Source organism: Sporosarcina siberiensis, assembly GCF_042681925.1.
Classification (GTDB): domain Bacteria; phylum Bacillota; class Bacilli; order Bacillales_A; family Planococcaceae; genus Sporosarcina; species Sporosarcina siberiensis.
In genome coordinates, this window is record NZ_JBHUGI010000002.1 from 175,021 (window position 1) to 190,156 (window position 15,136).

At 37.5% G+C, this 15,136-nt stretch carries 13 protein-coding genes; 11 read left to right on the plus strand and 2 right to left on the minus strand.

All coding sequences use genetic code 11. The features are described from left to right. Positions 1-92 precede the first annotated feature (92 nt). From ACFSFY_RS01110 to ACFSFY_RS01145, 8 genes are read left to right on the plus strand one after another with little or no spacing between them, the layout of a single operon-like run. Positions 93-866 carry an ABC transporter ATP-binding protein gene (locus ACFSFY_RS01110; protein WP_381535321.1) on the plus strand — a complete coding sequence of 258 codons (774 nt, stop codon included), beginning with the start codon at positions 93-95 and terminating at the stop codon, positions 864-866. Continuing rightward, a complete protein-coding gene (locus ACFSFY_RS01115; RefSeq protein WP_381535322.1) occupies positions 844-1,551 on the plus strand; it encodes an ABC transporter ATP-binding protein in 708 nt (235 codons plus the stop codon). Before ACFSFY_RS01110 ends, ACFSFY_RS01115 begins: the two co-directional genes overlap by 23 nt. Positions 1,552-1,564: 13 nt before the next feature. Further along, positions 1,565-2,425: a branched-chain amino acid ABC transporter permease gene (locus ACFSFY_RS01120; RefSeq protein WP_381535323.1), complete on the plus strand. Its 861-nt coding sequence runs from the start codon at positions 1,565-1,567 to the stop codon at positions 2,423-2,425. A gap of 4 nt (positions 2,426-2,429) precedes the next feature. Next, on the plus strand, positions 2,430-3,434 hold the full coding sequence (locus ACFSFY_RS01125; protein ID WP_381535324.1) for a branched-chain amino acid ABC transporter permease: 1,005 nt from the start codon (positions 2,430-2,432) through the stop codon (positions 3,432-3,434). Further along, positions 3,434-4,444, plus strand: a complete 1,011-nt coding sequence (locus ACFSFY_RS01130; protein WP_381535325.1) for a 3-oxoacyl-ACP synthase — start codon at positions 3,434-3,436, stop codon at positions 4,442-4,444. Before ACFSFY_RS01125 ends, ACFSFY_RS01130 begins: the two co-directional genes overlap by 1 nt. A 16-nt stretch (positions 4,445-4,460) precedes the next feature. Further along, positions 4,461-5,345 (plus strand): intracellular short-chain-length polyhydroxyalkanoate depolymerase, encoded by an 885-nt coding sequence (phaZ, locus tag ACFSFY_RS01135; RefSeq protein ID WP_381535326.1) that lies wholly within the window; start codon positions 4,461-4,463, stop codon positions 5,343-5,345. Between the two features lie 12 nt (positions 5,346-5,357). Continuing rightward, entirely contained in the window at positions 5,358-6,098 is a 741-nt protein-coding gene (gene fabG / locus ACFSFY_RS01140) for a 3-oxoacyl-ACP reductase FabG (protein ID WP_381535327.1), read from the plus strand. Between the two features lie 20 nt (positions 6,099-6,118). Then, on the plus strand, positions 6,119-7,615 hold the full coding sequence (locus ACFSFY_RS01145) for an AMP-binding protein (RefSeq protein ID WP_381535328.1): 1,497 nt from the start codon (positions 6,119-6,121) through the stop codon (positions 7,613-7,615). A gap of 13 nt (positions 7,616-7,628) precedes the next feature. Here the strand turns inward: ACFSFY_RS01145 and ACFSFY_RS01150 are convergent, their stop codons facing one another. Both ACFSFY_RS01150 and plsY read right to left on the minus strand, forming a co-directional pair. Then, a complete protein-coding gene (locus ACFSFY_RS01150; protein WP_381535329.1) occupies positions 7,629-7,922 on the minus strand; it encodes a HesB/YadR/YfhF family protein in 294 nt (97 codons plus the stop codon). Positions 7,923-7,954: 32 nt separating this feature from the next. Further along, positions 7,955-8,557, minus strand: a complete 603-nt coding sequence (gene plsY, locus ACFSFY_RS01155; protein WP_381535330.1) for a glycerol-3-phosphate 1-O-acyltransferase PlsY — start codon at positions 8,555-8,557, stop codon at positions 7,955-7,957. A 286-nt stretch (positions 8,558-8,843) separates the two neighbouring features. On the opposite strand from plsY, the gene parE reads away from it, so the two are divergent. From parE to ACFSFY_RS01170, 3 genes are all read left to right on the plus strand, one after another. After that, complete coding sequence (parE, locus tag ACFSFY_RS01160) at positions 8,844-10,817, plus strand: DNA topoisomerase IV subunit B (RefSeq protein ID WP_381535331.1); 1,974 nt, start codon at positions 8,844-8,846, stop codon at positions 10,815-10,817. After that, positions 10,814-13,243, plus strand: a complete 2,430-nt coding sequence (parC, locus tag ACFSFY_RS01165) for a DNA topoisomerase IV subunit A (protein ID WP_381535332.1) — start codon at positions 10,814-10,816, stop codon at positions 13,241-13,243. The genes parE and parC overlap by 4 nt, the downstream gene beginning before the upstream one ends. A gap of 101 nt (positions 13,244-13,344) precedes the next feature. Beyond that, positions 13,345-14,565, plus strand: a complete 1,221-nt coding sequence (locus ACFSFY_RS01170; protein WP_381535333.1) for an MFS transporter — start codon at positions 13,345-13,347, stop codon at positions 14,563-14,565. Positions 14,566-15,136 lie beyond the last annotated feature (571 nt).

Consider the following 15,136-nt stretch of genomic DNA (forward strand, 5'->3'; position numbering starts at 1 on the left):
AGTGGACAGTTCATTTATTACTGAGCTGTCCCTCTCCATAGCAAGAAAGTCATTTCATGTTATGGAGAGGGACAGATGAAAGGAGAATACGTATGGAGCCTATTTTAAGAACTGAGAATTTGACGATTCGTTTCGGTGGTCATACTGCAGTCGATCATGTGAACTTTTCAATGCCGGATAAGCATTTTAAATCAATCATTGGACCAAATGGTGCTGGTAAGACGACATTTTTCAATTTAATCAGTGGTGAATTAAAACCAACGGAAGGAGAGGTTTATTTTAAAGGTAAGGCCCTTTCAAATGCCTCATCGGTTACCCGTACACGAATGGGACTGGGTCGTTCCTTTCAAATTACAAATGTTTTTCCAAACTTAACTGTTTTAGAAAATGTGCGACTTGCTGTGCAGTCAAAGGAAAAAATCAGATATCAAATGTTTAGTAATTATTTTAGTTATAAGAATTTAATTGAAAAGGCGGAAGAGTTACTAGATCTAGTTCTCCTGTCAGGAAAAGAGTTTGTATTAGCCAGTCAGCTATCCCATGGAGAAAAAAGGAAATTGGAAATTGCCATGCTACTTGCATTGGATACAGAGGTTTTGCTTTTAGATGAGCCAACAGCAGGGATGTCACTTGAAGAAGTTCCAGCAATTTTAGATGTCATTCGACATATCAAAAATACGGGAGATAAAACAATTTTACTAATAGAACATAAAATGGACATGATTCTCGATTTATCGGATTCGATTATGGTTTTGTTCAATGGGAAACTTCTTGCGGATGGCAGCCCGCAGGAAATCATGGACAATGAAACCGTCCAAAATGCTTATTTGGGAGGTCTTTACGATGACAACCTTACTGAAAGTTGAAGGGGTTCATACACATATCGGGCAGTATCATATTCTACAAGGAATTAATTTTGAAGCGAAAATTGGAGAAGTAAGCGTCTTACTCGGTCGTAACGGCGCAGGTAAAACGACGACACTAAAAACAATTATGGGATTAACACCGGCTACAAAAGGAAGAGTGATCTTTAATGAACAAGATATTACTCGAAAAGCAACATACGAAATTGCGAATTTAGGTATTGGCTATGTGCCTGAAGATCAGGGCATCTTTGGTGACTTGACGGTTGAAGAAAATATGAAAGTTGCTATGAGAGTAGAAAATGAAGCGGCATTTAAGAGACAAGAGTATGTTTTAGAGTTGTTTCCAGATTTGAAAAAGTTTTGGAAAAAGGATGCTGGACATTTGTCTGGAGGTCAAAAACAAATGCTTGCAATGGCTCGAGCTTTTGTCAATGATAGCAAGCTTCTTTTAATTGATGAACCTTCAAAAGGGCTTGCACCAATAGTCATTGAAACGGTAATGGAAGCGATCACCGAAATGAAAAAAAGCACAACAATTGTCCTTGTTGAGCAAAACTTCATCATGGCGAGTCGAATTGGAAATACATACACACTTATTGATGATGGAGAAACGGTGCATTCAGGCATTATGGAGGATTTAATTCAAAACGAGGAACTTAAACGCAAATACTTAGGAATAGGTTAGGGAGGGTTGCGCGATGGAACTACTCATAAATTTAACAGTGAACGGTTTGGCAACGGGTATGCTTGTTTTTCTACTTGCTTCTGGATTGACTCTAATCTTCGGTCTAATGAGTGTTTTAAACTTTGCACATGGTGGACTTTTTGCTTGGGGAGCTTTTTCTGGAGTTTGGTTTTACGGTATCACCGGAAGTTTTTTCCTTGGGATTTTAGGTGCAATTCTAACAGGTGCAGCTCTTGGATTCGTCACGGAGAGGCTCATTATTAGACCTGTGTACGGAAATCATGTGCAACAAATCTTAATAACACTTGGTTTTATGCTCGTACTATCTGAAATGCTAAAGGTCGTTTGGGGTCCAAATCAAATTGCCGCTAAAGTACCACCATATCTCGCGGGAAGCTGGGAATTTGGAGACGTTCTAATTATTAAATATCGCTTGTTTATCATTATCGTAGGTTTTCTCGTATTCGGTATTTTTCAATACATTTTAAAGCGCACCAAAATCGGGCTGATTGTTCGTGCAGGTGTTATCAATAAAGACATGGTGCAGGCACTTGGCATTAATATTAAACGGGTTTTCTTACTTGTATTTATGACGGGTTCAGCTCTTGCGGCACTAGGTGGAGTCTTGTTCGCCCCTTACTCTGGTGTTATTTATGCGGAGATGGGTATGGAGTTTGCCATACTCGCCTTTATTGTCGTCGTAATTGGAGGAATGGGAAGTTTTCCAGGGTCATTACTTGCTGCAATTTTAGTTGGATTAATTGGGAGTTATATGGCGTACTACGTTCCAGTTCTATCACTTGCGGTCAATATGATCCTTATGGCAATCGTATTAATATTCCGTCCGCAAGGTCTATTCACAGCAAAGGGGTGACGACATGAAGAGAACTTTTAAGTGGAACAACATATTTTTAATAATCATTGTACTGGCACTTGCTGTTTTTCCGTTCGTGTCTGAATCAAGAACATGGACGATATTACTTACACAAATATTTATATTTTCAATTCTAGCAATGAGCTATGATATCTTACTCGGTTATACAGGAATCGTCTCATTTGGCCATGCAATGTTTTTTGGAATGGGGGCCTATACAACAGCGGTAATGTTAAAGAGAATTGAGCCAACAATGGGCGTGTTCTTACTCTCTATTGTTGTAGGCATGCTAATTGCTGGGATTGTAAGTTTTTTCATAGGACTCTTAACATTACGATTAAAAACACATTTTTTCGCAATGTTTACGTTAGCCATTTCCGGATTGTTTTTAGTTCTTGCTGAAAAATGGCGAACTGTAACATATGGAAATGATGGATTTACATTTAAAGCACCTGAATTTTTTAAGGACAGAATCATGTTTTATTGTATGACGTTATTGTGCTTAGTACTCGTGTACTACTGTTTACGGCGCTTTGTAAACTCACCGTTTGGAAGAGTGTTAGTAGCCGTTCGGGAAAATGAACAAAGGACATTATCACATGGTTTTAATACATTACACTATAAAGTAATTGCATCAATTGTAGCCGGTATCGTCGCAAGTCTTGCGGGATCACTGTATGCCGTATCCTTACGATTTGTAAATACAAGCGTTCTATCACTGGATATTACTCTAGACGCATTGCTAATGACGATTATTGGTGGTGTTGGTACACTGATTGGTCCAATACTTGGTGCGGGAATTATTGAATTGTCACAACATTATTTATCTGGTCTTGCCAAAGATTATCCTATTTTTGAAAGGTGGATCATTTTCTTTGGAATACTATTTATATTAGTAGTGATTTTCTTTCCTAAAGGCGTTGTTGGAACCGTTCGTGAAAAACTTTGGAAGCGACGAACCCAAAGCTCAAAAACATCTACAAAAGACCGTGAGAAGGAGGTTTTGTAATGGATATCGGAATTGTGAGCACTGGTGTGTATATACCTAGAACGACAATATCTGCTGATGAAATTGCAAAACTATCGAATATACCTGTTGAAGTTGTTAAACACAAGCTTGGAATTTTACAAAAACCAATTCCAGGAAAAGATGATCACACAGTTGCAATGGGAGTTTGGGCAGCTCAGGATGCACTTCGTAAAGGAAATGTAGACCCGAAAAACATTGATTTGATTATTTACATTGGGGAGGAACATAAAGAATATCCACTATGGACGGCCGCTATTAAAATTCAGGAAGAGATAGGGGCATATCATGCATGGGGATTTGATGTTGCGCAGCGATGTGGAACCACAATTATGGCTATGAAAGTTGCGAAAAGTATGATGGAAACCGATCCAGCTATTGAAACAGTATTACTCGCCGGTGGGTATAGAAATGGAGATTTCATTGATTATACAAATGAGAGGACCCGTTTTATGTTTAATTTAGGTGCCGGTGGTGGAGCTATGATACTTAAAAGAGGTCATTCGGAAAACGTCCTAATGGAATCGGATATAGTTACGGATGGTTCTTTTTCTGAAGACGTTGTCGTCCCAATAGGTGGAACAAAAACTCCCTTAACAGCTGAAGACTTAGAAGGTGGATTGTACCGACTGGATGTCCTTGATCCCGTTGGAATGAAAGCAAGATTAGAGCAGAAATCCATGCAAAATTTCTTGAAAGTGATTCGTACTTCATTAGAAAAGAGCGGGTTCACAGAAAAACATATCAACTATTTAGCGATATTGCATATGAAAAAATCTGCTCATGATTATGTGTTAAATGAACTTGGTTTACAAGAAATGAATACAACGTACTTAAATGAATACGGTCATATTGGACAAATCGATCAAATCCTATCTCTGGAACTTGCTGAAAAGGCAGGAAAGCTAAGAGATGGAGATGTGATTGTGCTGGTTAGTGCAGGTATCGGATATGCATGGGGAGCTATCACAGTTAAATGGGGTAAACAATAATAAAGGGGTCGATTGAATGACACTTCAAACAGTATGGTTGCCAAACAATGAGCAAATTGCTTATAGAGTAAGGTTAGGTGAAGAAAAAACAATCATTCTCATTCATGGAAATATGACATCATCCAAACACTGGGATCTACTTATAGATGTACTAAATCCCGAATATACGATTTATGCAATCGATTTACGTGGATTTGGGGGGTCCTCCTATAATGAGCGCATCACTCGAATCAAAGACTTTTCGGATGATTTAAAGGGCTTTGTGGACGCGCTTTATTTATCGAATTTCAACTTGATTGGTTGGTCAACAGGTGGTGCAGTGTGTATGCAATTTGAAGCAGATTATCCTGGGCTTTGTAAGAAAATGGTTTTACTAGCTTCTGCATCGACTCGTGGGTATCCGTTTTTTGGTACAAAGGCAGACGGTACACCCGATTTGGAATCTCGTTTAACTACACTCACAGAAGTAGAAAATGATGTTGGGAAAACGTTGGCGCTGCAAGGGTTGTATGACACAAAAAATCGTGTAGGATTGCAAGCGGTTTGGAACACATTAATATACACTCACAACAAACCGCTTGAAGAAAAATATGAAGAATATGTCGATGATATGCTCACGCAGAGAAATCTTGTGGACGTATACTATTCTCTGAATACCTTTAATATAAGTGCACATCACAATGGTCTGATAAAAGGTACGAATCAAGCGAAAAACATTGAAATTCCAGTGTTGATTTTAAGAGGAGATCGTGACTATGTTGTAACTGAACAAATGACACAAGAAATTGTCGAAGACTTAAGTTCAAATGCAACCTACATCTCGTTAGAAAATAGCGGACATTCGCCTTTAATCGACAATATAAACAACCTTAAGGAAGTAATTGAAACTTTTTTAGAATGAGGAGATGAAGTAATGCGGCTAGTAGGTAAAACTGCATTGATTACAGGGGGAGCAAATGGTATTGGTCTTGCTGCATGTGAACGTTTTGCAGAAGAAGGCGCACAAGTAATAATGGCTGATTTTGATGTAGTTACTGGAAAAGCTCAGGAGCAATTACTTAAAGAGCAAGGTTTTGATGTCCTATTTATTCAATTAGATGTCGTAAACCGAGAGAATATTAGAAGCTGTGTAGAATTAGCTATCGAAACCTATGGAAAGATTGATATTTTAATAAACAATGCTGGAATTACTAGGGACGCAACACTTGTAAAAATGGATCCCGTCGATTTTGCAGCCGTTTTAGATGTCAATTTAACAGGAGTTTTCAACTGTACTCAAGCAATTGTGCCGTATATGTTGGATAAAGGGTATGGAAAAATCATTAATACATCATCGGTAAGTGGTATTTATGGGAACTTCGGACAAACGAATTATGCGGCTACAAAAGCGGCCGTCGTTGGATTAACAAAAACATGGGCAAAAGAATTTGGTAGAAGGGGTATAAATGTAAATGCGGTAGCCCCGGGCTTTACTGTCACTTCAATGGTTAGTAAAATGCCTGAAAAAGTAATTGAACAAATGAAGTCTGCTGTTTCTTTACAAAGGCTCGGGACACCTAGAGATATCGCTAATGCGTATTTATATCTTGCAAGTGAAGAATCAGACTATGTGCACGGGCATGTTTTGCATGTAGACGGCGGCATATTAATGTAACGGATAGGAGGCGTTAATGAGTGGATCATGAATCGACATGGATAATAAAGAGAACTGCACTTTCAAATAATAGGACAGCATTTATCGAACTTCATTCAGGTGTAACTTGGACATATGCGAAACTTAAAAGTCGCATTCATCATTGGGCCTCCTATTTTAAATTGAATGGATACAAAAAAGGTGAGCGTGTCGCAATCCTAGCACCGAACAGTCCAGACCTATTTGCACTAATGTTTGCGTGTGAGTTAAGGGGGCTTATTTATGTCCCGCTGAACTGGAGGTTAAGTCATTTTGAAATTAACAATCTTCTAAATGACTGTACACCTTCAATTCTATTGTTCCATGCTAGTTACCAATCTAAAATCGAGGAAGTTCATTTTCACACGAAAATTCTTTTGAATTCAATTGATCATATAGAATTAGATTTGAGTGTACTGAATCCAGTAAGAACTATTAGTACAGACCCGTGGATGATTATTTATACTGGAGGTACGACAGGAATTGCAAAAGGTGTAGTACTATCTAAGAAAGCCATTAATGCAAATGCTGTCAATACTATTGCCAGTTGGGGTTTAAGCGAAAAAGATGTCACAATTAATTATATGCCACTTTTTCATACGGGCGGTATTAACGCACTAAGTATGCCTCTTTTGATGGCAGGAGGTACAGTTGTTATTGGAAACACATTTGACTGTGAAGAGGCATTAAAAGCCACAGATACATATAAAGCAACGATTTCTTTGTTTGTTCCTACGATGTATCATTCAATGATTCATACAACATATTTTAAGGAATCTACATTTCCAACGATGAATGTTTTTATATCAGGGGGAGCGCCTTGTCCAAAATTGATCTATCACGCATTTCATAATAAAGGACTGAATTTTAAGGAAGGTTATGGCCTCACAGAAGCTGGTCCAAATAACTTCTTTATACGATCAGAGGATTCTATTCTAAAAATTGGATCCGTCGGAAAGTGTATGTTATTAAATTCAGTCAAAGTATTGACTGAAGAAGGGATTCCGTGTGGGATGGGAGAAGTAGGAGAGCTATATATTAAAGGACCGCATGTTTTTAGTTTGTATTGGGAAAACAAAATTGAAACGACAAAAACATTAGATAACGGCTGGTTGCGAACAGGTGATTTGGCTAAATACGATACAGACGGGGACTTTTATATCGTTGGACGAAAAAAAGATGTGATCATTACAGGCGGAGAAAATGTGTATCCACAAGAAGTTGAACAATTATTATTGCAGATCAATGGTATTAGTGAAGCGGCAGTCCTTGGAAAAGAAGACTTGCTATGGGGCGAAATCATTATCGCATTTATTTCTTTAAAAGCAGGGGTTATATTAAACAAGGAACGTACAATTGAACACTGCAAACGGTTTTTAGGAACATATAAAATACCGAAAGAAGTAATAATACTACCAGAATTACCAAAAACGCATGTAGGAAAAATTGATAAAAAGGCTCTCCAAATGCTTTTGAAAAGTACAAATAAAAAAGCGTAAAGGTTATTCACCATTACGCTTTTTTGTATGAGTAAACAAGTTCATCAAGTTTAGGATCAATGTTTACATGTAAATCGTGTTCAAGGAAAAACCACTCATCACGGTTTTCGATATAGTAAAGCGTGCCATCATGATCAGTTTTAAAGGCGGCATCATCAGGCTGTACTTTTGTCACACCTAGTGAAAATCCTGTATGTAGTGGACTTGACCCACCATATCTTGCGAAGAAACGAATTGCGTCACCTGGTGTTGTTTCCATTTCTTCCTTAAACCAACTTAGTGCTTTTTCAGAAATTACAATCTTCAATCGTAACACCTACCCTTTGGATTTCAATTGTATTATAACCACTTTACTTTAGGCTCAGTTCCAGCTTTAATTCTTCCTATATTTGATCGGTGCCGATAAAAAATGAATGAGGCAAATAGTCCAATTGCAATCAATAAATAAAAATCACCCGTTTGGAAATAATAAATTAAACTATAGATAAACCCTACAACAGCTACAATCATTGAAGAAAGTGATACCATTTTCGTTAGTTTTAATGCGATGAAAAAACTAACTAACACGAGGATGAAAAGTGGCAAGTTTACCCCTAATACAACCCCGCCGGATGTAGCCACAGCTTTGCCCCCTTTAAACCGAGCAAAAATAGGGAACATATGTCCAACTACTGCGACCATCCCTAAGATAAGCGGGTTTACTGCAGTTTCACTGAAGTAGTGTAACAGTGGCAGTAAAGTAGCTGCAGATCCTTTCAAAATATCGAGAGTTGTTACAAATAAACCCGCTTTTTTACCCAATATTCGAAACGTATTCGTCCCACCTAGATTACCGCTTCCGTGATCACGGATATCTATTTTATAAAAAAGTTTGCCGACCCATAAGCCTGAGGGTATTGAGCCAAGTAAATATGCTGCTAGTAAAATTAGTATAAGTTCCATATTCTACTCCTTTTTCCTTAGTTACTTCAATGGTTTCAGTCTATCAGAACTATGTACAAGCGACAATTTATATTTATTCGAAGTCGAAGGAAAACACAGGATTTTTCTAGTGATTAATTCATTAAAAGTAAATTATTCCGTACCTATTTTTATACTCTTCATTGCATGTTTTGATTTTCTTCTATACAATTAATTGAGCAAGCTTACCAGAACGTTGATTTGACAACCTTTTCAGGAAGCAGTACGATGATATACTAGAGAACATTCGTTTTATGGGGGCGACATATTGACAAAAAAACAAGAAAATTTTACTTATGATGACGATTCAATACACATCCTCGAAGGTTTGGATGCTGTTCGCAAACGACCGGGTATGTATATAGGTTCAACAGATACTCGTGGACTTCATCACCTTGTTTATGAAATTGTAGACAACTCGGTTGATGAAGCATTAGGCGGATTTGGATCGCAAATAGATGTTAAGCTTCATGCTGATGGAAGTGTTAGTGTACGTGACTATGGTCGAGGTATGCCGACAGGGATTCACCAAACAGGTAAACCCACAACTGAAGTTATTCTTACCATTCTTCACTCCGGTGGAAAATTTGGTCAAGGTGGCTATAAAACAAGTGGTGGCTTACATGGTGTGGGTGCAGCTGTAGTTAACGCGCTTTCAGAATGGCTTGAAGTGACAATTTTTCGTGACGGGCATAAGTTCCGACAACGTTTTGAAAACGGTGGAAAACCTGCGACGACACTTGAACAAATTGGAACAACGCGCGAAAAAGGCACACTGATTCACTTCAAACCAGATCCAACAATCTTTTCGACTTTAAAATATCAATACGATACATTGAGTGAACGTCTTCGTGAGTCGGCTTTCTTATTAAAAAGCTTAGAAATTAATTTAGAAGAAGAAGGAACGGAAAAAACAGATACGTTTTTCTATGAAACAGGTATAGAAGCATTCGTATCGTATTTGAATGAAGAAAAAGATGTACTTCATGAAGTCGCTTATTTAGACGGTGAAGCAGACGGAATCGAAGTTGAATTTGCGTTCCAATTTAGTGATGGATACTCCGAAACAATACTTTCTTTTGTTAATAACGTTCGTACGAAAGACGGAGGAACACATGAAACTGGTGCAAAATCAGCAGTCACTCGTATTTTCAATGAGTATGCTAGAAAAACAGGTTTGTTAAAGGAAAAGGATAAGAACCTTGAGGGCTCTGATATTCGTGAAGGGATATCAGCAATTATTTCTGTCCGAATTCCAGAACAAATTCTGCAATTTGAAGGCCAAACAAAAGGAAAACTAGGTACAAGTGAAGCAAGAGGAGTAACCGACTCAGTAATTGCACAAAAGCTTCTTTACTATCTTGAAGAAAATGCAGATTTAAGCGCATCTCTTGTAAGAAAAGCAATTCGTGCGCAACAAGCACGAGAAGCAGCACGTAAAGCACGGGAAGACGCCAGGACTGGTAAGAAGCGTAAGAGGTCAGATACATTGCTCTCTGGAAAACTAACTCCTGCACAGTCGCGTAATGCTGCTAGAAATGAACTCTATCTTGTGGAGGGTGATTCTGCGGGCGGTTCTGCAAAACAAGGACGTGACCGTGTATTCCAAGCAATACTGCCACTAAGAGGTAAAGTACTAAATACAGAAAAAGCGAAACTTGAAGATATCATGAAAAACGAAGAAATTAACATGATCATCCATGCAATTGGCGGTGGTGTAGGGGCTGACTTCGAAGTAGAAGATATTGCCTATGACAAAGTTATTATTATGACGGATGCCGATACGGATGGTGCGCATATACAGGTTCTTTTGCTCACGTTTTTTTATCGTTATATGAAACCTTTAATTGAAGCCGGTAAAGTGTTTATTGCTCTACCACCACTTTATAAAGTGTTTAAAGGAGCAGGTAAAACTGAAAAGCTTGCTTATGCTTGGACTGATGATGATTTGGACGAGGCAACTGCTAAAGTGGGTAAAGGGTATTTACTTCAACGGTATAAAGGTCTCGGTGAGATGAATGCAGATCAACTTTGGGATACAACTATGAATCCTGAAACTAGAACTCTTATAAGAGTAACGATAGATGATGGAGCAAAAGCAGAGCGACGCATTACAACATTAATGGGTGACAAAGTAGAACCTAGAAGACGTTGGATTGAAGAAAATGTCGATTTTGGTCAGCAAGAAGATCACAATATACTGGATAATGAATTTCTGCATGTTGAGGGGGATTTTGAATGACATCAACAGAACGCTTTCAAGACCTACCTTTAGAAGAGGTAGTTGGGGATCGCTTTGGGAGATATAGTAAGTATATTATTCAGGACCGAGCGTTACCAGATGCAAGGGACGGTTTAAAACCAGTACAACGCCGAATTCTTTACGCTATGTTTCATGAAGGTAATACACATGAAAAAGCTTTCCGTAAATCTGCGAAAACTGTCGGTAATGTCATCGGTAATTATCATCCTCATGGTGATACATCCGTATATGAAGCGATGGTACGAATGAGTCAAAACTGGAAACTCAGACATATGATGGTTGAAATGCATGGTAATAACGGGTCAGTTGACGGTGATTCGGCTGCAGCAATGCGTTATACAGAAGCCCGTCTTTCCCCAATTGCGGGAGAAATGCTTCGTGATTTAAATAAAAATACAGTAGATTTCATACCGAACTTTGATGATACTGAACCCGAACCAACCGTTCTACCATCTAGGTTTCCAAATCTATTGGTAAATGGTTCAACCGGAATATCTGCGGGATATGCTACGGATATTCCACCACATGCACTGCATGAATCACTTGATGCTGTTTTAATGCGTATGGATAACCCTGACGTCTCTGTAGATGAATTAATGACGGTTATTAAAGGACCCGATTTCCCTACAGGCGCAACAATTCAAGGAACAGACGGTATTAAACAAGCATATGAGACAGGTAAAGGTCGAATTATCATTCGAGCAAAGTCTGTTATTGAGCCTTTAAAAGGTGGAAAATCACAAATCGTAGTGACAGAAATTCCGTATGATGTAAACAAGGCCAATATGGTTAAAAGAATGGATGAACTTCGTATTGACCGAAAGCTTGATGGAATTGCGGATGTTAGAGATGAATCGGACCGAACGGGTCTCCGAGTTGTTGTTGAACTAAAAAAAGATGTAGATGCAAACGGTATTTTACAGTATTTGTTAAAGAATACAGATTTACAAGTAACCTATAATTTCAATATGATTGCAATATCCGGACGTAGACCCACACTAATGTCACTTCCAATGCTTCTAGACGCATATATTGGACACCAAAAAGACGTAGTTACACGTAGATCACGTTTTGATATTCAAAAAGCACAAGATCGTCTGCACATTGTTGAAGGTCTTATGAAAGCATTATCAGTTTTAGATAAAGTGATTAAGACAATTCGTGCATCTAAAGATAAACGAGACGCTAAGAATAATATAATAAATGAATTTGCGTTTTCTGAAATTCAAGCTGAAGCAATCGTATCTTTGCAGCTCTATAGACTTACAAATACAGATATTACTGAGCTGCAAAATGAAGATAAAGAACTTCGTAAACAAATCGAAGTGCTCGACGCGATATTAAAAAGTGATAAAAAGCTTTCTAATATCATAAAAAAAGAACTTCTTGAGATACGTAAAAACTTTGCGGAACCAAGACGCTCTATTATACAAGAGAAAATTGAAGAAATTAAAGTTGATCTTGATATATTAATACCTAGCGAGGAAGTCATTGTTTCTGTTACTAAAGATGGTTACATAAAGCGGACTAGCGTTCGCTCATATAGTGCATCTAATGGTACAGGTCATGATATGAAGGAATCCGATTTCATGTTATATGAATCACCAATGAATACACAGCATCATTTACTAATGTTCACTTCCTTAGGCAACTATATGCATCAACCTGTTCATGAGCTTCCTGACATACGTTGGAGAGATCTTGGACAGCATATATCAAGCATTATTCCTCTTGAGCAAAATGAGTCAATTATAGCTGTAATTGGAATTGAGAATTTTGTAGATGATGTAAATATAGTAACCGCGTCAGCGAATGGATTAATCAAACAATCCAAACTTGCTGATTATGAAGTTCGAAGATTTTCTAGAACATTTAAATGTATGGGCATTCGTAAAGGGGATACGATGATTGAAGCACGCCTTCTTAAGGGTGATGAAGAAATCGTATTTATTACACATCAAGCATATGCACTGCGTATTTCACTAACTGAAATCTCTGTAACAGGCATCCGAACTGCGGGTGTAAAAGGTATAAACTTAAAAGATGATGATCAGCTTGTTGCAATGGAAGTCATCAGTAGTGAGAATCCTTCACTACTAATAGCAACCCAGCGTGGTTCTGTAAAACGAATGGGTATAAAAGAACTTGAAATTAGTTCCAGAGCTTTGCGTGGACAGCTTATTTTGAAGGAACTGAAAACAAATCCACATCGTATTGTGGGTGCCAAAATGGTTGCAAATGATGAAATCATAGTACTTTCCACAGAAAAAGAACATAAAACAGCTTTACTTGCAGGTTCACTCCGAGCCGCTGACCGTTCCTCAAATGGTAGTTTTGTTACCGATGAGAAAAAAGATGGATTTGTCACACATATTTATAAAGATCCTAAAGCAGAAATTGAATAAACAGCAATTGTCACGGGAATAAAGCCCCGTGACTTTTCTTTTTTTCTAACGTATACTAATTATTAATTCGTTAAACGAAAGAATAGAACGGGGATTGTGTAATGTGGAAAAACCGTAACATATGGATTATTTTAACCGGCGAAATGATTGCAGGATTGGGATTATGGACGGGTATTATTGGTAATTTGGAATTTATGCAAGAAAGAATTCCATCCGATTTTATGAAAGCACTAATAATGTCCGTAGGTCTTCTTGCGGGTCTAATTGCAGGGCCAATTGCAGGTAAAATAATTGACCAATCAAAGAAGAAAACAGTTTTGCTAGTCTCTGGTTTTGGACGCATGATTAGTGTTGTATTTATGCTTATTGCAATTTCACAAGATTCAATTTGGTGGATGGTTGCTTTTATGATTAGTATTCAGCTTGCAGCAACATTTTATTTCCCTGCACTACAAGCAACAATTCCGCTTGTTGTAAAGGATGATGATTTGTTAACAATGAATGGATTGCATATGAATGTAGCTACTATTTCTCGTGTTATTGGAACAGCACTCGCGGGTATTATGCTTGTTTACTGGTCATTGATGTCCCTTTATGTTGTCTCTATAATCGCATATGCTGGACTTTTATTATTTACAATGATGCTTCGTATAGACGAAGGGGAGGATCGGGTCGCAAAAGTGCGCTCATCCGTAAAATCCGGTGGATTCATGGAGATTTTCCCAGTATTGAAAAAGTATCCGGCTGTTGGCATGACTCTTATTATGACGCTAATACCGCTATTATTTATCGGTTCTTTTAATTTAATCGTTATTAATGTAAGTGAAATCCAAGATTCCGCATCTATTAAAGGACTAATTTATACATTCGAAGGAATTGCATTTATGGCTGGAGCCTTTGCTGTGAAATACATTTCGAAAGTATGGAAAACAACAGTTATCTTATTTTTCTTTGCAACAATGGTTGCCGTTGCTGAATTTATGCTGTTTTTTGCAGAAAGTAAATTCTTGACGTTAAGTGCGTTTGCAGTGCTCGGATTTGCATTAGGCTGTTTTTTCCCAACAGCAATGGTTATTTTTCAAAAACAAATGCCAAAAGAATTTCATGGCCGATTTTTTTCGTTCCGAAATATGTTGGAACGTGTAATGTTCCAAGTAGTATTGCTAACAGCAGGGGCATTTTTAGATATTATTGGTTTACAATTGATGGTAGTAACGTTTGGTATGATTAGTTTAAGTTTAACGCTATTGTTTTTTATTCAAATGAAACGAAGAAATATCATTTTAGAACAACCAGAAAAAACCGTTGCAAAGAGCATTTAGCTTTTTGCAACGGTTTTTGTGTAGGGAAGTAGTATAAGATAGGTTCAGAAAAATAAGCAAAAGGAACTTTTATAATTTGAAATACATTAGTATTTACTCTGTTGATAGCAAGGTAACGTATTTACGAATAATAATGATGCTGTCAATGAGTAATTAATGACTAAAGGTTTCATCCGGCGAAGATCGTAACTAGCTGAATCGTAAACAATTAGTCATTTGTTTGTTTATATCATGAATCTAATCATATATAGAATTCTTTAATTATGTAATTTTCTTCAATTTTTTCGGTTTATCTCACTGTTTCAAGTATGCTTCAACATGATACATAGCTTCCGATAATATATATTATGTCAACTAAAATGTTGTTAAAAGAAAAAGGCCCCTTTTACAACCGGATCCCAATGGTATTTATATATACTGCTCTTTTTACTTATCTGTGTCACTTAACACTATCTGGTATATCAATAAGAGAGTGTAAAATATCTTGTGTAAATGAATAAATACAAAAAGGAAGACCTTTTCTTGGTAGAATTAAGTCACCACAACCAATCCTAGAAAAGAGGCCTTCCCT